The organism is Sulfurospirillum sp. 1612, from assembly GCF_036556685.1.
Classification (GTDB): Bacteria; Campylobacterota; Campylobacteria; order Campylobacterales; family Sulfurospirillaceae; genus JAADIZ01.
In genome coordinates this window covers 338669-359525 of sequence record NZ_CP140614.1, presented here as the reverse complement: position 1 = coordinate 359525, position 20857 = coordinate 338669, and the positions used below count along the sequence as shown (strand labels likewise).

General features: G+C 38.5%; 19 protein-coding genes. 10 read left to right on the top strand and 9 right to left on the bottom strand.

Annotation, left to right across the window (positions count from 1 at the left end; all coding sequences use genetic code 11):
* The first annotated feature begins 73 nt into the window (after window positions 1-73).
* On the top strand, window positions 74-790 hold the full coding sequence (locus tag SFB89_RS01820; protein WP_331775249.1) for an NYN domain-containing protein: 717 nt from the start codon (window positions 74-76) through the stop codon (window positions 788-790).
* 9 nt (window positions 791-799) lie between these two features.
* Here the strand turns inward: SFB89_RS01820 and SFB89_RS01815 are convergent, their stop codons facing one another.
* The 3 genes from SFB89_RS01815 to SFB89_RS01805 form a co-directional block, all read right to left on the bottom strand.
* A complete protein-coding gene (locus SFB89_RS01815; RefSeq protein ID WP_331775248.1) occupies window positions 800-982 on the bottom strand; it encodes a hypothetical protein in 183 nt (60 codons plus the stop codon).
* Window positions 983-1034: 52 nt separating this feature from the next.
* On the bottom strand, window positions 1035-2873 hold the full coding sequence (locus tag SFB89_RS01810) for an ABC-F family ATP-binding cassette domain-containing protein (protein WP_331775247.1): 1839 nt from the start codon (window positions 2871-2873) through the stop codon (window positions 1035-1037).
* Window positions 2874-2960: 87 nt separating this feature from the next.
* Window positions 2961-3419, bottom strand: coding sequence for a hypothetical protein (locus tag SFB89_RS01805; RefSeq protein WP_331775246.1), 459 nt, complete (start codon window positions 3417-3419; stop codon window positions 2961-2963).
* Window positions 3420-3521: 102 nt separating this feature from the next.
* Here SFB89_RS01805 and SFB89_RS01800 point away from each other — a divergent pair, with 102 nt between their 5' ends.
* On the top strand, window positions 3522-4403 hold the full coding sequence (locus SFB89_RS01800; protein ID WP_331775245.1) for a VIT1/CCC1 transporter family protein: 882 nt from the start codon (window positions 3522-3524) through the stop codon (window positions 4401-4403).
* Window positions 4404-4498: 95 nt separating this feature from the next.
* Window positions 4499-4918 carry a DoxX family protein gene (locus SFB89_RS01795; protein WP_331775244.1) on the top strand — a complete coding sequence of 140 codons (420 nt, stop codon included), beginning with the start codon at window positions 4499-4501 and terminating at the stop codon, window positions 4916-4918.
* Window positions 4919-4937: 19 nt separating this feature from the next.
* Here SFB89_RS01795 and SFB89_RS01790 read toward each other — a convergent pair whose 3' ends face one another.
* The 4 genes from SFB89_RS01790 to nhaA all read right to left on the bottom strand — a co-directional run bounded on the left by SFB89_RS01790 (window position 4938) and on the right by nhaA (window position 9443).
* Window positions 4938-6185, bottom strand: a complete 1248-nt coding sequence (locus SFB89_RS01790) for a DEAD/DEAH box helicase (RefSeq protein ID WP_331775243.1) — start codon at window positions 6183-6185, stop codon at window positions 4938-4940.
* Window positions 6186-6230: 45 nt separating this feature from the next.
* Entirely contained in the window at window positions 6231-6668 is a 438-nt protein-coding gene (locus SFB89_RS01785; RefSeq protein ID WP_331775242.1) for a hypothetical protein, read from the bottom strand.
* Window positions 6669-6731: 63 nt separating this feature from the next.
* Window positions 6732-7907 (bottom strand): multidrug effflux MFS transporter, encoded by a 1176-nt coding sequence (locus tag SFB89_RS01780; RefSeq protein WP_331775241.1) that lies wholly within the window; start codon window positions 7905-7907, stop codon window positions 6732-6734.
* Between the two features lie 177 nt (window positions 7908-8084).
* Window positions 8085-9443, bottom strand: coding sequence for a Na+/H+ antiporter NhaA (gene nhaA / locus SFB89_RS01775; RefSeq protein WP_331775240.1), 1359 nt, complete (start codon window positions 9441-9443; stop codon window positions 8085-8087).
* A 246-nt stretch (window positions 9444-9689) separates the two neighbouring features.
* On the opposite strand from nhaA, the gene SFB89_RS01770 reads away from it, so the two are divergent.
* Window positions 9690-10388: a peroxiredoxin gene (locus SFB89_RS01770; protein WP_331775239.1), complete on the top strand. Its 699-nt coding sequence runs from the start codon at window positions 9690-9692 to the stop codon at window positions 10386-10388.
* Between the two features lie 26 nt (window positions 10389-10414).
* On the opposite strand, the gene SFB89_RS01765 is transcribed toward SFB89_RS01770, so the two are convergent.
* Entirely contained in the window at window positions 10415-10756 is a 342-nt protein-coding gene (locus SFB89_RS01765) for a zinc ribbon domain-containing protein YjdM (protein WP_331775238.1), read from the bottom strand.
* Window positions 10757-10895: 139 nt separating this feature from the next.
* On the opposite strand from SFB89_RS01765, the gene SFB89_RS01760 reads away from it, so the two are divergent.
* From SFB89_RS01760 to SFB89_RS01735, 6 genes are all read left to right on the top strand, one after another.
* Complete coding sequence (locus SFB89_RS01760; protein ID WP_331775237.1) at window positions 10896-12077, top strand: MFS transporter; 1182 nt, start codon at window positions 10896-10898, stop codon at window positions 12075-12077.
* A gap of 75 nt (window positions 12078-12152) precedes the next feature.
* Window positions 12153-13544, top strand: a complete 1392-nt coding sequence (locus SFB89_RS01755; RefSeq protein WP_331775236.1) for an ethanolamine ammonia-lyase subunit EutB — start codon at window positions 12153-12155, stop codon at window positions 13542-13544.
* A gap of 163 nt (window positions 13545-13707) precedes the next feature.
* The gene (locus tag SFB89_RS01750) at window positions 13708-14907 is read left to right on the top strand and encodes a YbfB/YjiJ family MFS transporter (protein WP_331775235.1); all 1200 of its coding nucleotides are present in this window, start codon (window positions 13708-13710) and stop codon (window positions 14905-14907) included.
* Window positions 14908-15023: 116 nt separating this feature from the next.
* Window positions 15024-18101, top strand: coding sequence for an efflux RND transporter permease subunit (locus SFB89_RS01745; RefSeq protein ID WP_331775234.1), 3078 nt, complete (start codon window positions 15024-15026; stop codon window positions 18099-18101).
* A 2-nt stretch (window positions 18102-18103) separates the two neighbouring features.
* On the top strand, window positions 18104-18805 hold the full coding sequence (locus tag SFB89_RS01740; protein ID WP_331775233.1) for an HlyD family efflux transporter periplasmic adaptor subunit: 702 nt from the start codon (window positions 18104-18106) through the stop codon (window positions 18803-18805).
* Complete coding sequence (locus tag SFB89_RS01735; RefSeq protein ID WP_331775232.1) at window positions 18805-19938, top strand: TolC family protein; 1134 nt, start codon at window positions 18805-18807, stop codon at window positions 19936-19938. The genes SFB89_RS01740 and SFB89_RS01735 overlap by 1 nt, the downstream gene beginning before the upstream one ends.
* Before the next feature lie 14 nt (window positions 19939-19952).
* On the opposite strand, the gene SFB89_RS01730 is transcribed toward SFB89_RS01735, so the two are convergent.
* The gene (locus SFB89_RS01730; protein ID WP_331775231.1) at window positions 19953-20801 is read right to left on the bottom strand and encodes a D-hexose-6-phosphate mutarotase; all 849 of its coding nucleotides are present in this window, start codon (window positions 20799-20801) and stop codon (window positions 19953-19955) included.
* Window positions 20802-20857: the final 56 nt, after the last annotated feature.

Below are 20857 nucleotides of genomic sequence, written 5' to 3'. Positions count from 1 at the left end.
TTGTTACAATTATTGCACAATATGAAAATCGTTGCAAATAAATAGTATAATAGAACCATCAAGGAGGACAAGCATGTCTGAAAAACAAAATGATAAATTAGCCGTATTGATTGATGCTGATAATGCCCAAGCCTCAATCATCGCAGAACTATTAGAAGAGATATCAAAATTTGGAATTGCGAGCATCAAGCGCGCTTATGGAGATTGGACCACCACACATCTAAAAAATTGGAAAGAACACTTACACAAATTTGCCATTCAACCCATACAACAATTTAGCTACACCACGGGCAAAAATTCGACCGATTCCTCACTCATCATCGATGCGATGGATATCTTGCATGAAAATCATCTCGATGGCTTTTGTATCGTCTCCTCAGATAGTGATTTTACAAGACTGGCTACAAGAATCAGAGAAGCTGGATTGGTGGTGTATGGTTTCGGAGAAGAAAAGACTCCAGAATCTTTTACCGCCGCATGTGATAAATTTATCTTTACCGAAAATCTAAGACAGCGAGAACATGTCAGAAAAACAAAAGATGATGAAACCAAACTCAAAGATATTTTGATGAAAGCCATCAATGCCGTATCTTCAGATGATGGCTGGGCAAGGCTCTCGAGTGTGGCCTCTTATATCAACAAAAATATTCCTTCATTTGATCCAAGAAGTTATGGCTATGACAAATATGGGAAACTCATCAAATCACTGAGTTATATCGATGTGGACGAGCGCGACTTTCATGATGGCTCATCTAATGTCCACATTTACATTAAAATCAAAGGCAATTAACAAAGTTGCTCAGCCGAGCAACTTTGCAAAAAATCCCTTTTTCTCTTCATGAGATTTCAAAACCCGCTCATCTTTGAAATTCGGGTCGGGTTCTAATAGTTTTTTATTAAACGGAGTTGCCGGTTTTTTCTTTTCCCTGCGCATCGGCAATACGGATTTTGATAATTCTACTGCGTTATATATCATACACATAACAAGCTCCTTTCTTTTTTATTATTATAATCACCTCGTGTGTAGTTTATGTTTACTCACCCAAAGCCGCGATTTTTTGCTCATATTCATTTATGATACGATCAAAGTTATCTTGAGCAATTTCAAGATTAAAATAAGACGTTTCAATATCACTCTCCAAGCCCGCTAATCCCATCGACAAGTCTGAAATCTGATCATGTTCGCCCTTGTTGATATGCTCAATCAACGCTTTTTGATACGCTACCATCTTGGCTTCTGCGGCGATAATAAACTGCTCAGTGCGTTCTATCTCTTTTTTAAAAGGGGCGGCTTTTTTATTGCGCTCTTGCAAGAGTGCGGTGCGTGCTTTTTTGATTTCATAAGGGTTTGTTTTGGGTTGTGAGGGAGTCTCTTTTTTCTCATTTTCTTCCTCTTCCCAACCAATTTTTTCCAAAAATGCATCATAGCCATCATCAAAATATTGTGCGCCCTCACGTCCAAATACGATTAATTGATCGGCTACGCGTCTGAGCAACTCTTCTGAGTGCGTGACAAGCACGACCGATCCGGGAAAATTTTCGATTGCTTGTGTGAGTGATGCAATAGATTCCATGTCAAGATGATTGGTCGGCTCATCTAAAAAGAGTAGATTCACTTCTTGAGAGAGTGCGATACCTAACATGACACGACTTTTTTCACCCCCTGAGAGTAAGCTGATTTTTTTATCTGCACTCTCCCCGCTAAACATCATCGCCCCACAAATACTGCGTGCTTCCCCCACAGAGAGTTTGGGATTGGCCGCATAAATCTCCTCAAAGACTGTATTATCAAGATTGAGACGATTGACATTGGTTTGTCCAAAATGCGCAAATGTAATGCTCGGATGAAATGTGATAGTCCCACTATTGGGTGTCAAAATACCCGCTAACGTATTTAAAAGTGTTGATTTTCCCTTGCCGTTTTTACCGATAATTCCCAGACATGTTCCCTTTTTCAACGCAAAAGAGACATTTTGAAACAAAATATTATCCTGCTTATATCCAAAGGCAAGATTGTCGACTTCCATCACAATCTTTGCTGGAGTCTCTTTGTAATTAAAATCAAAATCTAATACCACCTCACTACTCAAATCTTCCAAACGCTCGATCTTTTCTAATTGTTTGACTTTTGATTGCGCCAATGCCGCAGTTGAGGCTCGTGTTTTATTTTTGGCAATAAAAACTTCAAGCTCTTTAATCTTTTTATCCTGGTTTATTTTTTGCTTGGCATAGAGTGCATCTTGCTCTTTGATATGTGCATAGAATTTTTGAGTATTTCCCTCTATCATGATAAGATTTTTGCGTACGATTCCCATCGTGTGCGTCGTGATTTTATCCATAAAATCGCGATTGTGCGTAATCAATATCACTTCCCCGTCAAAACGCTGTAAAAAACGCTCCAACCAGCGTAAAGAGACGATATCTAAGTAGTTTGTCGGCTCATCTAAGAGCAAAAGGTTCGGCTCTTGCACTAAAAGTTTAGCCAAGTTCAGACGAATTTGATACCCACCTGAGAAAGAGAGGGGACTTTGGGTCAAATCTTCTTGTGAAAATCCCAATCCAAAGAGTATTTTCTCGACCCGATAGATATCGTATTTCACCTCTTCACCTAGTGCCAAAGCCACCTCATCTAAGATTGTATTTTCGGTAAATTCGAGGTGTTGCTTGAGTGCACCGATTCGGTAATTTTTGGGGATTGAAATCTCACCACTATCGGCTTCCAATTCGCCGAGAATTATCTTGAAAAGTGTTGATTTACCACTTCCATTGCGTCCGACTAATCCGACACGACTTTTAGGAGTTAATTTAAGATTTATATGGCTCAAAAGCTCCACGGTTGCAAAGCTTTTAGAAATATTATTGAGTTGTATCATGATGCTCTTTTTGATTTGATTATCTGGAATTTTAACATAATTAGATGATGTTAAGATTAATTGAAATGACCTCGAGTAGGGATGCGACTATGCTTGTAACAAGATTTCAAATGGGGTACGTGTCTCTTGACCTTTCTCCTCTTGTTTGGCACGCATTTGTTCTTTTAAGTCTTCTATGATTTGCTTCCTGTAATCTTCGACAAGTTTTTCAATCTTTTGTGATGATTCTGGGTTATCTCCCATTTTATCTTCTAATTTCTGCCGATACTCTTCTATTTTTTTATCAATTTTTTCTTGATTTAAATCTGTAAAAAATTGAATGGCCCCTTTATCATGTAATTGACTCAAAAAATTTGAAACATCTGCTTGATTGGCTGGTGTTTGGATTTTGACATACTCAGCAGAAGATCCCGATTGCCAGTCGCTTTTTTCAAGAAGCGATTGAAATGTTTCGATTTTTTGTGAATCATACACTGATTTTTCTTTCATGGTGGTTGAATTTTGCAACGTTTTTAGCGTATTATTGATGGTGGTATCAAGCTGCATGCTCGCTCCTTTGAAAGATTTCAAAGATATAAGCAAAAAAGATTCCATCTCTGATTATGCAAATTTTAGGTAAAATTGCATTGAGGAAAAGAGGAACAGAATATGACAGCAACATTAAATGACACACGAATGAAAAAAGCACTGCGACAACAGCAAAACGAGATTAATGATTACACGATTTACTCCATCTTGGCACACCGGCAACATCATGAGAAAAATACAAAAATATTTGAAAGAATTGCCGAAGAAGAGAAACAACACTATGAATTTTGGTTTAAAATCACACAAAAGGAAATCCAAGCACAACATTGGTTTGTGATGTGGTATCTCTTTCTTGTGAAGATTTTTGGTACCTCCTTTAGTCTCAAATACTTGGAACGAAAAGAGGAAAAGGCGGAGGAATTTTATAAAGAACTTTTTGATATATACCCCGAATCCAAACATATCTACCAACAAGAACTCACACATGAAATCGAACTGGTCGATATGCTTCATGATAATAAACTCCTCTACGCGGGTGCCATTGTTTTGGGGATGAATGACGCGCTGGTAGAATTAACCGGAACCCTCAGCGGAATCGCTTTGGCCTTTGATAAGACGCTCATCGTCGGGATTACTGGATTGATTATGGGGATTGCCGCATCGCTTTCTATGGCTGGGTCTGCCTATCTTGAATCCAAAGAAAATCCCAATGATGACATCAGTCCGGCTACGTATTCACTCTATACAGGAGGCGCTTACATTCTGACCACCGCCATGTTGGTGATGCCATTCTTTCTCATCAATACCATGGCTTTGGCGCTTTTGGTGATGTTTGTTTTTGCTTTTGTTGCGATTCTTTTATACACATTTTATATCTCCGTCGCCAAAGATGTGCCTTTTTGGATTCGTGTTGCGCAAATGTCCGCCATCACTTTTGGCGTAGCAATTATCTCTTTTGGGATTGGATATGGCGTCAAATACTTCTTTGGAATCGAGATATAAGATGCGTGTGATTGGCTCTTATCTTCCTTGTTTTAACGGATTTTAAAAGTAAAAAAAAGTATGATGCTGACATTATCTTCCATAAAGGAGTTTGAGTGAGGAATTTAGAACATTATTTAGCTGCAATTTTGAGTGATAATATAGGAAAATTGATTCTCAGATTAGCATTGGGGTCATTGATGTTATTTCATGGGTACAAAAAATTCATGCATGGGATTGATGGCGTGATTCACTTAGTCGTCAAGGCTGGTTTTCCTGAAGCATTGGCTTATGGTGTTTATCTGGGAGAAATTGTTATGCCGATTATGATTATTTTAGGATTTTATACCAGAATCAGTAGCTTTTTCTACGCATTTACGATGGGTTTTGCAATCTATCTCATCAGTTACCCTCATTTTTTCAATCTCAATGCCAAAACGGGTGCTTTGATGATTGAAACGCCATTACTTTTTATGTCAGGTGCTCTTGCTTTGATGTTTTTAGGAGCAGGTAAATTTAGCATCGATAAACGCTAAAAAGCGACAAAGAGACCTATTAATCTCGTGTTTTTCCCTCTTCTGCGGCACGCTCTTTGGCTTTATCTTTTTTGCTTTTTCGCTTGCCTTTGATGGGAGCGCTACCTTTTTGGCGCATTAAAGGCTCTCCCACGCGCTCAAACCCTACAATGTGCTCTGGCAAAAGATGAATCTCACATTTTTTTTGAATCAATGCAAAATGTTCTTGGTCCTCCAATCCCACAAAGGAGATGGCCATCCCAGATTTTCCAGCACGCGCACTGCGTCCGATGCGATGGATATAATCAGCCGGCGCACGTGGCACGTCGAAGTTTATGACACAATCAATATCCTCAATATCCAAACCCCGTGCAGCAATGTCTGTGGCAAAGAGAACGCGAATTTTTTTGGCTTTAAAATCTGAAAGGGTGAGATTGCGCTCCTCTTGGTCTAGGTCACCATGGAATGACAAAGCGGCGATGCCATGTTTGCGAAATTTTACTGCAATATTATCAGTTGCTCTTTTATTGGCCATGAAAACCAAAGTCAATTTCCATGGATTGGCTTTGAGTAGATGACGCAACAGCGGTCCCCGATTTTCGCGATTGACACAAATCATGCGTTGTGTTATATTGGCTACAGTCGGCGTTTCATCTTGAATCGTCACCATGACCGGAGATTGCGTTATCTTAGAAGCGATATTTTGAATTTTTGGTGGATAGGTTGCTGAAAATAGAAGATTTTGTCGCGTTTTTGGCAAGGCGTTGAGGACAAGTCCAAGCTCTTGTACAAATCCTTCATCGAGCATCCTGTCTGCTTCATCGAGTACGAAAAATTTCACATGATTTAGATTCATCTGCTTTTTACTTATCACATCAAGTAACCGTCCCGATGTGGCTACGACAATATCACACCCTTGTTGCACGGCATAGAGTTGAGCCCCAATTTGCTCTCCACCAATCAAACTCACGACCTTGGGTGTACGAGCAAAGCAAGCACCTAAAGTCTCAAATGTTTGCGCCACTTGCAATGTCAATTCTCGCGTAGGTGTTAAGACTAGCCCATAAATTTTTGGCTTTCCTTCCCCTATTTGCCAGGACCATCTCTCTAAAATAGGCACGACAAAACTTGCGCTCTTGCCACTTCCTGTTTGAGCTTGCGCGAGGAGGTCTTTGCCTTTTAGTATGAGAGGAATCACTGCTTTTTGTATGGGCGTTGGTGTGATGTACGCATGATGAGAGAGTGCCTGCGTCAAAGGACGCGAGAGATTAAACATTGAAAATGACATCTGATGGATTCCTTGTTTGATGGATATAGGTGACGACGTTTTGCTTTATTTTCCGCTATCTTTAGAATTTTGAGCCAATTTTGTGAAATATTGCCGTGTCATGATAAAAAAAATCAAGAAAATAATACCGTAAAATAACGTATTATAAACCATAGCGATGGTATTGGGATTGTTGGCAATATGAACACTCCATACATAAAGAATCAAAATCGTAAACATCAATATAGCATTTTTTGAACAATTTAATGGCTTCTTAATAAGTATTTTCTTGTCAATATAAATAAGCGAATACATAACACCCAAAAAGAAAAATCCAATACTGATGATATCTTTGATGATCACAAGCGTCCCACTTTGCAACATATTGCCAAAAAACTTAATCAGAAAATATCCCGCCAAAAGGCCAAAAAATGGGAAAATGATTGCCGTCATGATGATATGGAATGTTACAATATACCATGTTGGCTTTTCTTTTTTTATCATGATGCACCTAAAATTGATTTGGTGTATTATATCGCAAATGTCAAAACTTGTAAAAAGACAACATTAAGCCAATTGTGTCTCTTTGCCTCGTGGATAGGATAGAATCAAAAGCAATGAAACACACGATACGATGCCAATGCTCACACCAATAGGTAGCAAATCATCATTATGATACATCAATGCCAGTGAAGAGATTAAAGCGCCGACACCAAATTGTAAAACACCCACGACCGATGAGGCTACTCCCGCATTTTTGGAAAAATGCTCCAACGCTAAGGCCATACAATTCCCAAAAATAAAGGCCATCATGCTCATATACGTCGCGATTAGCATCATCGCCGTCATCAAATTGATGCCTTTATAACTCAGCATCAACAACCCAGCGGCTAAGATTTGAATCAAAATAGCAAATATGATGAGCTGTACGGCCTTATAATGTTTCAACAGCATGAGATTGACTTTGATCATCCCAATCAGTACTACAAAATTAAATCCAAAAAAGAGGGGAAATTCATCCGTGCTTATATGAAAATACTCAATATAAATAAAAGGTGATTTTGAAATCAAAATAAACATGCCTGAGAAACTAAAGGAGAGTACGAGCATCGCTTTCATTGCGGTTTTGTGCGTCAAGACACCCAGATATGATTTGAGGATTTCTTGTTTTTGGTACGTAAAACTCTCATGTAAACTGCGCCATACCATAAAAGCCACAATCGCAGAGTACGCGCTCAAAAAGATAAAAACCGCTTTCCATGAAAAAAAGTGGATGATAAATGACCCAATTGCCGGAGCGATGAGTGGAGCGAGACTTCTCACAGTACCAATGAGAGAAAATACTTCTGCGGCTTCTTCACCGTGAAATCGGTCTCGAACAGCAGCAGAGCCATTGACCACGACAATCCCTCCAAAAAATGCTTCAATAAAACGATAAATCCACAATTCATAAATCGAAGTGCTAAACACAATCAGCAGACTCACCACACTAAATCCAAGCAATCCCACGATAGAGCTTTTTCTTCTCCCATATCGATCAGAAAGCGGTCCACCAAATATTTGACCGATAGAAAATCCTATCAAAAAGATAGACAGTGTCAACTCAATCTCTTGGATACTGACATGAAACACTTTGGCAATATTAGGAATTGAGGGGATATACGTATCGGTGCCAATGGGTGCCACCGAAGATAAAATAGCCAATAATACAATCAAATAGGCTCGATTTTCAGTTCTTTTCACATAATACCTTTATACTATTATCAATCATGATGAGGGGTAGGAATACCTATCAAATGCGAAATTATTGCATATTAATATTTGAATAAAATAAAATATTGACTTGAATCTATATTTTAAGTTTCATCATTGATTCAAAAAGTATTATACCCCTTTGTAGTCTTCAAGTGTTATGCTCTTTTAGTCTTTTTGCTTTTTGTGTGCGACAAATCGCAACCAAAAATATCCTATCAATCCTGCCAATACAGAAGCGCTCAAAATTGCGGTTTTGGATTGAACCAAAAGTGCTGGGTTGGTTGAATATGCCAAATCAGCGACGAAAATACTCATCGTAAATCCAATACCTCCCAAGAAAGAGACACCAAAAAGTTGACTGATTGTTGCATTTTCAGGCAATTTTGCAATGCCCAATTTTATCGCTAGCCATGAGACTCCAAAGATACCGATTACCTTTCCGACAACCAAACCAAAGATGATGCCCAGACTCACCGGTTGACCCAAGAGCATGCCCAAAGATGAAAAATCGATGGGGATTCCCGCATTGATGAGGGCAAACAATGGAATAATCATCAACCCTATTGGCAAATGCAATGCATTTTCATATCGGTTCAAAGGAGCTTCTACCCCGATAATTTTTTGTTTCATCTTTTTGACGATGATTTTTTGCTCATCTTTTAAAACAAAATCATCGCCAATCGGATAGTCACAAAAATCATCCAGCATCTTTTTCATAGGTTGCGAAAAGAGTTTGGGATTGAATTTTGGTAAAGAAGGTATCGTCATCGCCACCAAAACGCCAGCAATAGTCGCATGAACGCCAGATTCCAACATAAAAAACCAAATAAATACTCCCACAATACCATACGGTAATGCGGAACGAATACCAAAACGGTTAAAGACAATGAGTACGAAAAACAAACCAATAGCAATCATCAATGCCATCATATTAATTTGTGCCGTATAAAAGATTGCAATCACACTCACCGCACCCAGGTCATCAACAATGGCCAATGCAACCAAAAAAGTCACCAACTGTTTTGAGACACGATTTCCCAACAATACAATCACACTCACCGCAAATGCAATATCCGTAGCCATCGGAATTCCCCAGCCTTCACTTCCTTCTTGTCCATTGGTGATGATTTGGAAGATAATGGCCGGAATAATCATCCCACCAATCGCAGCGAGTATCGGTAAGATAGAAACTTTGATATCAGATAATTCCCCTACGAGTATCTCTCGCTTGATTTCAAGCCCCACCAGAAAGAAAAAGAGCGTCATCAAACCATCATTGACCCAAAAATGTACATCATGATCTAAGGTAAATGATCCGATACTGAGCGTAATATGCGTGTGCAAAATATGCTCGTAAATCTCAGCTAAGGGTGAATTAATCCACAACAAAGCAACCACGGTCATCAACATTAAGATCGCACCACTGGTCATTTGTGCATGTAAAAAAGCCTCAAAAGGAGAGTGAATCTTGGCTCTAAAAAACCGTTCCCAAGGAAGGTATATTTGATTTGGATTTTCGTGCATCAGTCATTTCCTTATAATATTTTTTATATTTTATCCTTTATATCACAATATCGTCAACCCCTGCGACTTTCTATCATGATAATTCATATAAAGATGTTAAGATTGATAATTATAGGTTTTTTTAGTTATTTTTGTAAATTATCATCTAAATAGTAATTTTTTGCAATTAATTAATTTTCTTTTAAGTATAATTGTGAGATAATTTCTCAGTTGGAAAATATTATCAACTAGATGAAAGGACATGAAATGGCATGTGACACACTTGAAGTTATTGCTGATGAACAGCAAGAGAACACGACAACAGAAAATATAAAAAAAGAGGAAAAAAACATGAGCTCAAGTTTAGTATTAAGACAAGTACCAGAATTTAAGATGGATGCATATGATGCAAAAACAGGACATTACACAACCGTAAACAGTGATGATTACAAAGGCAAATGGCATGTTGTATGCTTTTACCCAGCAGACTTTACATTTGTATGCCCTACAGAAATTGCCGCTATGAATGCAAAATATGATGAATTTCAAGAAATGGGTGTTGAGATATTAGCAGTTTCAACTGATACCAAATTTTCACACAAAAGATTTGTCGAAACAGAACCATTACTAAAAGGATTGAAATTGACAATCGGCGCAGACCCAACCGGTACGGTCAGTCGTGCATTTGGTGTGATGATTGAAGGAGAAGGTCAAGCACTTCGTGGTAGATTTTTGATTAATCCAGACGGTGTTGTTGTAGCCCAAGAAGTACAAGCACCATCAGTAGGTAGAAATGTCAATGAATTCTTGCGACAAGTAAGCGCATGGCAACATGCTACTAAAACGGGTGAAGTCTGCCCTGCGGGTTGGGTACCTGGTAAAAAAACACTTCCAGTTAATACCGATGTCGAAAAGATGACCGGTCGTGTCGGTGATTACATCACAATCGAAGAGATTTTATCATAATATAAGAGTCGAAAGACTCTTATATTTTAAGATTTTTTGACAAATTTTGGAGTGATTTTAATCGCTCCAACTCCTGAAATTCTGCAATCGATATTGTGGTCATCCGCACTCTCAACTAATTTGATATTTTTGATTTTTGTACCGACTTTGATGACAGAAGAACTCCCCTTGATTTTAAGATCTTTGATGATAGTCACATCATCACCACTGCGTAATGTGGCACCATTTGAATCTTTGACTGTAAACTCCTCATCTTCAGTCTCTTGCGTTTTATTCCACTCATATCCACATTCTGGACACACCAACAAATCTCCATCCTCATAGGTATATTCACTGTGACATTTTGGGCAATTTGGTAACGATTCCATAGCATTCCTTATCATTTTGATGTCCGCATTATATTCAAAAATTACTTTTTATACAAAGCGAGAGAAAATTTTAGTTAGCATTGTTATCAAAATGAGAGAATTTTTGATACTATTTCATATTAGGTTTACAAGGAATATCATGATCACGCAAAAACAACTCACGGTAATGTCAATTGCTGCTGGCGTTAATGTCGCAAATATATATTATAATCAACCGATTTTAAATACCATTGCACAGGATTTACATGTCAGTCACCTTGCAGTAGGAAATCTTCCGACTTTCTCACAAGCAGGCTATGGGTTGGGTCTTTTTTTTGTCAGTCCCTTAGGTGACAAGATGGACCGCAAAAAGTTAATCATTATCTTACACCTCCTCTCAGCACTGACATTGATAGGTCTTGCTATCAGTGAAAATATTTATATTTTGTATGCCCTAAGTCTCTTACTCGGAGCTTTTGCTGCTGCTGCACAAGTGATTATTCCCATGGCTGCTGCGATGAGTCCTAAAGAAAGAGGCAAAACAGTTGGGACGATTTTTAGCGGTCTTTTAGCTGGTATTTTATTAGCAAGAACACTCAGTGGCTATATCAGTGATTGGTTTGATAATTGGCACTATGTTTTTGGACTCTCAGCGATTTTAGTCACCCTTTGTATGCTCGCTATTTATAAAACGCTCCCCAATATGGAATCGCATTTTACCAAAAGTTATCTCTCTCTTTTGAAATCCTCGATTTTACAATTAGAGCGGTTTTCACTCCTGCGACGCAACACATTGCTTATCACACTCGCTTTTGGGATTTTTTGTTCGTTTTGGACGACTTTGACATTCAAACTCTCCCTAGCGCCTTTTCATTATGGTAGTGATATCATCGGCTTATTTGGGATTTTAGCGATTACTGGCGTCGTGTTAGCACCGCAAATTGGCAAACTGGCCGATCGATTTGATGCGAGCTTTACCAAGCTCATCGCTATCGTGTTGATTCTCATCAGCATTTTGGCTATTCGCTATTTTGAATCAAGTCTCTGGGCTTTTATCATCGCCACAATCTTGCTTGATGTTGGATTTCAAGCGATTCAAATCACCAATTTGGCGCAAATTTACACACTCGATGAGCGTGCTCACAGCAGAATCAATACCGCTTATATGTCTTCGATGTTTGTCGGGGGTGCCTTTGGAACTTTTATAGGGGTATGGTGCTGGGAAAAAGGCGGTTGGGATTTTGTCACATTGCAGCTTTTGATCTTGGGTCTTTTATCATTGTGTACGATTATGTATAGCAAAATATTTAAAAACCCCCTTATCAAAACACAAGAAGGCTAATTCATACGCTTTCATCATCGTGCAACAGCGCCATAATGTGGTAAAATAACTCAAAGATTATCATGAGGAATTTTGATGCTACAAAAGTACCAATTTACTTACGGCACGCAACGTTATACCTTTAAAAACCTAGCCGATTTGATGGCAAAAGCTACGCCAAAACGCTCCGGTGACAGGCTCGCAGGTCTTGGTGCGCATTCGGAACAAGAGCGCATTATCGCCCAAATGTGTCTCGCCGAAGTCCCGCTTAAGACCTTTTTAGAAGAGCCGCTTATCCCTTATGAGGACGATGAAATCACGCGACTCATCATCGATTCTCACGATCATGACGCCTTTGCACCGATTGCTCATCTTTGTGTCGGGGATTTTCGCAATTGGCTTTTGAGTGATGTCGCAACGCCTAAAGTGTTGCAGCAAATCAGAAAGGGTATCACACCAGAAATGGCCGCGGCGGTGAGCAAAATCATGCGTAACCAAGACCTTATCATGATAGCCCAAAAATGCCATGTCACCACCGCCTTTAGAAATACCATAGGATTGCCCAAACATCTCTCCACAAGATTGCAACCCAATCATCCTACTGATGATGCACAAGGGATTGCTGCGAGTATTTTAGATGGATTGCTGTATGGAAACGGAGATGCCCTCATCGGCATCAATCCCGCAACCGACAATCTCGAACAAGTCACAAAACTTTTAAAACTGACCGATGAGATTATTCAAAAATATGAAATTCCCACACAATCTTGCATCCTAACTCATGTCACCAACACCATTGAGGCAATCGAAAAAAAAGCTCCCGTGGATCTAGTATTTCAATCCATAGGAGGGACTGAAGCCACCAATGCGAGCTTTGGTGTGAATCTAAATCTGCTAAAAGAAGCACAAGAGGCGGCTCTTAGTTTACATCGGGGGACTGTTGGAAACAATGTCATGTATTTTGAAACCGGACAAGGAAGCGCCCTCTCCGCCAATGCTAACTTTGGCGTTGATCAACAAACTTGCGAAGCCAGAGCCTATGCCTTAGCACGAGCCTTTGATCCATTTTTGATAAATACCGTCGTGGGTTTTATCGGACCTGAGTACCTTTATGATGGCAAAGAAATCACACGGGCAGGTTTGGAAGACCACTTTTGCGCCAAATTACTCGGTCTTCCAATGGGTTGCGATATTTGTTACACCAATCATGCCCAAGCGGATCAAAATGACATGGATAATTTGCTCACCTTACTCGGAGTCGCGGGATGTACTTTTATCATGGGAGTGCCAGGAAGCGATGATATTATGCTCAATTATCAAAGTACCTCCTTTCATGATGCCCTCTATGCCAGACGTGTTTTGAATCTTGACCCCGCACCGGAATTTGCAGCGTGGTTAGAAAAAATGGAAATATTTAAGGATGGAGACCTTGTCATTTTGAATGATAAATTGCCACAAAGTTTTGCCAAATCCATAGAAAACTTTTGAGTAATTTGGTATTTTTATATAAGAATTTTTGATAATATGGTATTCTGTGTAGCATCTTATTCTTTTGTAAGGCAGATACCTATATACTGCCTTCACACTATCATCTTTGACTGATGACATTATCACAAGGAAAGACTATGAACCCAATCTCTGCGAATTTTCCATGAGTTTGCGCCATCATCTTGGACCGCTCGTCTCAGGTATTTTTATTGTTTTTTCCTGTTTAGGATTGGCACGCTTTGCTTTTGGAATGATTTTACCCAATATGCAAATGGAACTGGGAATGAATGCCACACAAGCGGGTATCGTAGGCAGTGCAAACTTTATAGGATATTTTATTGGACTCTTTGGAGTGGCGCGTTTTTATGCCAAGTACTCCGTCGCCACCTTGATTACAAGATCACTATGGACACAAGCGGCAAGCATGTTGCTTATGGCGATTGCTCCTCATTATATTTGGGTCGCGATTGCTTTTATTATTACGGGATTTTTCGGCGCATTGGCCAATATCGCGGTGATGACCTACATCGCACAAGTCGTGCCACCACAAATCAAAGGCCGAGCCACGGGCATTGTTGTAGCGGGGATTGGTCTCTCTATCATCATCAGTGGTGCCATTGTCCCACTTATTAACCATACCCTGCCTTTTGCCTGGCGTGTGAGTTGGGGGATTTTTGCTATCATGATTATTGCTGTGGGTATTTTCACCAAAAAAACACTCTTAGCTTTCACACCTCATGCCTCAACAAAACCGACAGAAGACACGCTCACCACCAAAGAGATTTTTACAGATGCACCTTTTTTGAGGACAGGATTTTTATTTTTTATATTTGGGATGACGGCCATCATGTATATGACGTTTTTCGTGGCTGCTGCTGTGACAAAATGGCATGTCAGTACGGATATATCGGGAACCTTTTGGGCTGTTCTTGGTATCTCAAGTCTTTTTTCTGGTCCGCTATTTGGGATTGTCAGTGATCGCATTGGAAGAAGCAAGACGCTGGGGATTCTCTTTGGGTTTCAAGCCCTATCCCATGCACTTTTGGCTTTTTCGATTCCTTCTTTTTACCTACTGATTTCAGCGAGTCTCTTTGGGTTTTCTACCTGGGCTGTTCCTTCGATTATGGCTACATTGAGTGCTGAACTTTTTGGTCCCTCACATACCGCACGCATTCTCAGTTTTCTCACACTTTTCTTCGGTGTGGGACAAATCATCGGACCCCTTATCGCAGGAATTGTGACCGATTTGACCGGAAATTATGGTGTGATTTTTGGATTTTCGGCCCTATGTCTAGTCGCCGCATCAGTGTTTTCATTGTATCATTCAAGACTCAAAAAACTTCCTAAGGGTTCTTTGCAATAAGAGATAAAATCTACTAGTAAGCCTCTGTGCAGATACATATCAGTAACAAACTGATTAGACTTCATTAACATACGTGCGATATTATTCCCCATAAATTTATAAAGAAGATACTAGTAATGAACAAAATAATAGAATACTTTTTGAAAAATTCAAGGCTCAATCACACCTTGCTTGTTTTTATATTGGTCATGGGAGTTTTTGCCTATGTAAAAATACCAAAAGAGATGTTCCCTGTTGTCTCTCTTGATTCTATTACTGTCAGTGGCAATTATAGTGGGGCGAGTGCTGATAGTCTTAATAACTTCGCGGTAACCGAGATAGAAAATCAAATCGACACCATTTCCGGTATTGCCGATGTCACCACAACAGTAAGCAATGGCAGCTTTTCTATTACTATTGAATTGCAAGATGGCACCGACCCACAAACGGTAAAAGATGAAGTAGAAGATGCTGTGAGTTCAGCACAAAAATACTTCCCTAGTGATATGACCACGCCAACTGTCACCAAAAGTCAAAGACAAATGTCTCTTTTAAATATCTCGTTATCTTCTGCCACAAAAACAAAAAAAGAACTTCTAAATATCGCAGATTCTATTAAAACAAAACTGCTACAAATCGCCAATGTTAGTGAAGTCAATGTTTATGGCGATAGCGATTTACAAATCAAAATAACATTGGATGAGAAAAAAATAAATACCTATGGACTCGACAGTGATTTAGTGGCCAATGCCATAAAGAATTTTTCTTATATTTACCCTGTTGGAGAGATTGACCAAAAGGGCAATCATGTCTATTTGAGTGCCAATAATGACAAATTTAATAAACAAGCATGGCGTAATACCATCATAAAAGTCAATGATAAAAAAGTCTATCTCAAAGATATCGCCACGGTGAGTATTGACTATCCTATCGATGATACTATCTCAAGGCTCAATGGAAATACCACAATTTCACTGCGTGTTTATAGTAGTACCGATGGTGATTCTATCGCTATTTCAGATGCGATTAAAGCACGCATCAATCAGATCCAAAACTCCAATCCTGATTTGATTTTTTCCATCACAAGAGACAGTTCACGACCTCTCACAGATAGAATCAAAACCATCATCGCCAATATCACATTAGGGCTGATTTTAGTGGGGCTTTGTATCCACTTGCTCATCAGTACAAGGCTCTCTTTAGTCATCGTGATGGGAATTCCCTTTTCTTTTATACTCTCTCTTCTACTCATCGAACAGACCGGTTATAGTCTCAATATGATTTCCATGATGGCCATGCTCATATGTCTGGGTATTGTTGTCGATGATGCGATTGTGGTGAGTGAGAATATACAACGACACCTAGATGAAGGCGAAGAGGTCAATCAAGCGGTCATCAAGGGAACCAAAGAGATGCTAGCTCCCGTACTCATCGCCTCTTTTACGACAATATTTGCGTTTTTGCCGATGTTGTTAATCAGTGGAGAGATGGGAATTTTGATGAAACTCGTACCCATTGTCGTGACGGTCATGATTGCCTCTTCTTTGATAGAATCTTTCTTATTTTTGCCATTACATGCAAAACATATTTTAAAACGCAAAGATAAAATGTTTGACTGGAGCCCTCTTTATAATTTTTATGAAAGACTCTTGCACAAGATTATTCACTATAAAAAAAGTTTTTTGTTTCTATTTTTTGTGAGTATCCCACTCATAACGTTCTTTTTTATTTCACAAAGTCGGTTTCAAATGATGCCAGATATGGATTCAAGAAATGTCACGCTCTCCTTCAAACTTGACGATTCAAAATCACTGCAAGAGAGTGATGCCATTGTCAAAAAATATGAAAAAATACTCTTAAAAAATAAAGAAAAACTTTTTATTGAAAATGTTGATACCACGGTGGGAAGATTTACAAGTTTGATTGGAGGTGGGGAAACGGCTGAAAATAGCTTCACCTTGACACTTGAACTCTATGATAAAGTGGCGGATAACTTTTTAGAAAAATATGTCAATCCAATCCTCAATCTTAGTTTTGATTTTGCACAAGTCGATAAAAAAAGAACGCTCGATGTATCCGAAGTCAAAGCAAAAATCCGTGCTTTGGTTGAACCTTTAGCCAAGCAAGATAAGGTGGTAGAATTTAATGTCGTATCGAGCAGGATTGGCATTGTTAGAACGGATATTGAATTAAAATTAAGCAATGAAAATAAAACGCTTTTGCTCAAGGGAATCACGACGCTGAAAAAAGCTCTGGCACAGATTAAAGGGGTGGTTGATATCACTGACAATACAAACCTCGGTGAAAAAGAGTACAAGTTCACACTCAATTCTTATGCACATTCCTTAGGCTTAAGTGATAGTGAAATCGCCAATCAGGTGAAAAATTATTTTACAGAAAAAGAACAAGCCAATACTTACAATAATGATGGTATTATCAAGATTATCACTGAATCTGTAAATAAAGATAATTTAGAGGCTTTAAAACACTTTTTGATTACGATAGATTCCAAAAAAATAGAACTCCAAGATTTGGTTTCTTTTACGATAGAGCGAAACTTTGAAAAAATCGAAAAAGAAAATGGCGTCATTCAAAAAAATGTTTATGCCAATGTAAAAAAACGTAACATAACCGCCAATGAAGTGCTCAAAAAGATTGAGCCCGTTTTGCAATCACTTCGAAAACAGGGAATACAAGTCAGTTTCGGAGGTGAAAGAGAAAAAAGCCAACAGATGCAAAGTGACATGCTCAAAGCTTTAATCGTCGCACTCTTTTTGATTTTTATCACATTGCTGGTAAATTTTCCCTCATTCAAAAGTGCTTTTATCATCCTCTCGGTTATCCCTTTTACCGCAGTTGGCGCTATCGTAGGGCACTTTATCATGGGAATCAACCTCAACTCACAATCTCTCATAGGAATGATGGGGCTTGCGGGTGTCGTCATCAATGATGGGATTATCATGCTCGATTTTCTTCACGGTACGACCAATAAAGCAGAATTTTTCCAAAGAGCAAAACAGAGAGTCCGCCCGATCCTCATCACATCAATTACCACGATTTTAGGGCTGTTAACCTTGATATTTTTCCCAACAGGACAATCTGTCATGCTCCAACCCATCGCCATCTCTTTGGGCTTTGGGATTGCATGGGGAACGATATTAAACCTTTTTTATGTGCCTGCCCTCTACGCAACTTTTTTTAAGATAAAGGATTAAAAATGAAAAAAATGATACTCTGCTTACTGTTTCCTTTGGTCTTGTCAGCTCAAAGTTATATGGCAAAGATTGAGCCTTACGAGGCCTATACTTTATATGCACAAACCTCCGGGACCATCAGCTATGCTGATAAAAATGATGAGACCAAAGTGGTCAGTAAGCTTTTAATAAAACTCGATGATTCACTAGAACGTGCTAATCTGAAACTTTATAAAGAACAGTTGGCTTTTTATAATGAAAAATTAAAACTATTTGAGAAAAACTATCAAAAATTTCTCAAAATTAGTGGAAAAAGTCAGTATGATAAAGATCAAAAATATTATGATGTCTTAGATTTAAAAGTCACCATTTCAAATATCAAACTCTCCATCAGTAGCACCCAAGATACTATCAAGAAAAAGTCCCTATATGTCAACAATAAATACATAAAAAATATCAATGTCAATGTGGGAGATTATGTTGCAATCGGGAGTAAACTCGCCACAGCTTATGATATATCAAAATCAAAACTCATTGTATATGTGAGCAAAGAAGATATGAAAAATATTCAAAATAAAAAAGTGCTTATCAATGGAAATGAAACCGATGCAAAAATAGAAAAAATCGATAAAACCATCGATGAGAGTTTTGTCTCCGCATATAAAGTCACCGTAGTATTGAAAGATGACAACTTCGGTAACATCGTAAAAGTGGAGTTTCAATAATGAAACCTCTCTTTTTTATTGTATTCATAATCGTAAGCCTCAATGCGAGCGATATCGACGTGCTTTCTCCTATAAAACAAAATATTATTGAACTTGAGAAGCAACAAAGTAGCGAAAAAGAACGCGTCAATCAATACGATTGGCTTAGTGATATTACTCTCAATACTAGCGTTATAAAAGATCAAAATAATAACACGACCGATGATTATTCTCTCACTATTTCCCAAGATATTTTTAAATTTGGTGGCATTCGCTCTCAAATACAATATGCAAAAGAGCTCAAAAAGATGGAACTCTTAGATATCGATGTCAACACAAAAGAGGATCTTAATACCCTTTTTAGTACCTTAATCGATATCAAACTCAATGATATCAGCTTAAAACAAAATCTTTTAAATCTCAAAAGTAGTATGATTGAAGTCAAACATAAGACCTCTGAATACAAACAAGGACAACTAGATATTAGTGATTTAAATAATGCTATTATGGCTAAAAATGAGTATAAAGATGCAGCAAAAGGGCTAAAACTCACAAGATTAACCAATATCAATACCATCAAAAAATATACTACCAAGTCTATTGAGGCGCTCTCAATCCCTGATATTAAATTGATTAGTAAAGCATTCTATCTCAAACAAGCCTTGTCCATTCAATATGCCAAAGCCACTACAAAAGTCAATGACGCCTTATACAAAATCAAAAAAAGTGATTATATGCCACGTCTCAGTGTTGATGCGAAGATGGGCTATAGTGAGGGTGATGCGTATCACTATTATGGATTATCTTTAAACCTTCCCCTCAGTTATAGTGCTTCAAATGATATCCAACACTCTAGATTAGAATACCTCATCAGCCAACAAAAGCTCAACGAAGAAAAGAGAAATGCTATCATTGATTATGATAGTGTTATCTTGAATATAAAAAATTATCATGAGAGAATCCGCTTAGCACAAGAAGATATCAACTTATATCAAGCACTTTTGAAAACAACACAAGAAGAGTATGAGGCAGGATATAAAACAATCGATGATGTACAAATGCTGAAAAATTCTATGGAGATTAGGAAACTCGACATACAAACGTATCAACTCAATATCAAAAAGCAGCTCTTAAGTCTTTATTTTAAAATATAAAGTAATCTTCTACTCTATATTATCCTGTGCTTTGAAATAGTAGCACTCAAAATATGAGTACCTCCGGGAGGAATGATTCTGAAATCTTCACGAGCATTGGCAGATTCAATACAGACAAATTGCAAGTAGTCCCCCTCACTCATCCCGCTGGTATGCTTGCATTTCTCGCGCCAAGGGTTCCACACAACAAGCGAGCTAGAACCGCTGTTATCGATATTTAGAATACTATCTTTGGTTATGAGTTGTATCCTTTTATCCACTTTTTGATAGATAACATCCACTTCTTTTGTTATAAAAAGGTCTCCTTCTTGAACTTTTTCTTGGTCTTTGAGTGAATCATGATAAGGTTTTTGATCCAAGCCCTTTATCCTCACATCAGAAATTGCTCCCACATCAAAATAAGAGTGCAATGCTTGAGTGAGTTTCATAGCGCGCGTATCTAAATTGGTTGTTTTTAGCGCCATGGTCAATTGATCTGAGATTGTGATACTCAAGCAGAGTTCAAATTTATAATGCCACAGTTTTAAGCGCTCTTGATTGTGGCGCAAGATGAGGGTTATCTCTGTCGTATGCGCGTCAATCTCTTGGCATTCACCCAATGTCCACATCGCAGTCCTTGCAAAGCCATGTTGAGGAAGATCGGGATTGCTTTTGGCAAATGCGGGCCAACAAATCGGCACGCCACCGCGGATTGCTACACCCTTTTTGAAATCACTCTTCTGACTCAACCATAAAATAGGTCTCTCATGATGGCGCGCAAAATGAAAGATATGAGCTCCTTGTAGCGCAATTTTTGCGTGGGCACTTTGGTTTTCAACTTCAATATACTCAAAACCATTTTCCAATTTTTTTAATGTTATCATTCTCACAAGCCTTTTTATTATGATGCTATTATGCCAAAAATAAGAGATAATTTTAC

Excerpts from the sequence above, each read along its gene's own strand:
- SFB89_RS01820 (WP_331775249.1), top strand. The coding sequence starts at position 74 with ATGTCTGAAAAACAAAATGATAAATTAGCCGTATTGATTGATGCTGAT.
- SFB89_RS01815 (WP_331775248.1), bottom strand. The coding sequence starts at position 982 with ATGTGTATGATATATAACGCAGTAGAATTATCAAAATCCGTATTGCCG.
- SFB89_RS01745 (WP_331775234.1), top strand. The coding sequence starts at position 15,024 with ATGAACAAAATAATAGAATACTTTTTGAAAAATTCAAGGCTCAATCAC.
- SFB89_RS01800 (WP_331775245.1), top strand. The coding sequence starts at position 3,522 with ATGACAGCAACATTAAATGACACACGAATGAAAAAAGCACTGCGACAA.
- SFB89_RS01755 (WP_331775236.1), top strand. The coding sequence starts at position 12,153 with ATGCTACAAAAGTACCAATTTACTTACGGCACGCAACGTTATACCTTT.
- SFB89_RS01790 (WP_331775243.1), bottom strand. The coding sequence starts at position 6,185 with ATGTCATTTTCAATGTTTAATCTCTCGCGTCCTTTGACGCAGGCACTC.
- nhaA (WP_331775240.1), bottom strand. The coding sequence starts at position 9,443 with ATGCACGAAAATCCAAATCAAATATACCTTCCTTGGGAACGGTTTTTT.
- SFB89_RS01805 (WP_331775246.1), bottom strand. The coding sequence starts at position 3,419 with ATGCAGCTTGATACCACCATCAATAATACGCTAAAAACGTTGCAAAAT.
- SFB89_RS01765 (WP_331775238.1), bottom strand. The coding sequence starts at position 10,756 with ATGGAATCGTTACCAAATTGCCCAAAATGTCACAGTGAATATACCTAT.
- SFB89_RS01785 (WP_331775242.1), bottom strand. The coding sequence starts at position 6,668 with ATGATAAAAAAAGAAAAGCCAACATGGTATATTGTAACATTCCATATC.
- SFB89_RS01730 (WP_331775231.1), bottom strand. The coding sequence starts at position 20,801 with ATGATAACATTAAAAAAATTGGAAAATGGTTTTGAGTATATTGAAGTT.
- SFB89_RS01810 (WP_331775247.1), bottom strand. The coding sequence starts at position 2,873 with ATGATACAACTCAATAATATTTCTAAAAGCTTTGCAACCGTGGAGCTT.
- SFB89_RS01770 (WP_331775239.1), top strand. The coding sequence starts at position 9,690 with ATGGCATGTGACACACTTGAAGTTATTGCTGATGAACAGCAAGAGAAC.
- SFB89_RS01760 (WP_331775237.1), top strand. The coding sequence starts at position 10,896 with ATGATCACGCAAAAACAACTCACGGTAATGTCAATTGCTGCTGGCGTT.
- SFB89_RS01750 (WP_331775235.1), top strand. The coding sequence starts at position 13,708 with ATGAGTTTGCGCCATCATCTTGGACCGCTCGTCTCAGGTATTTTTATT.
- SFB89_RS01735 (WP_331775232.1), top strand. The coding sequence starts at position 18,805 with ATGAAACCTCTCTTTTTTATTGTATTCATAATCGTAAGCCTCAATGCG.
- SFB89_RS01740 (WP_331775233.1), top strand. The coding sequence starts at position 18,104 with ATGAAAAAAATGATACTCTGCTTACTGTTTCCTTTGGTCTTGTCAGCT.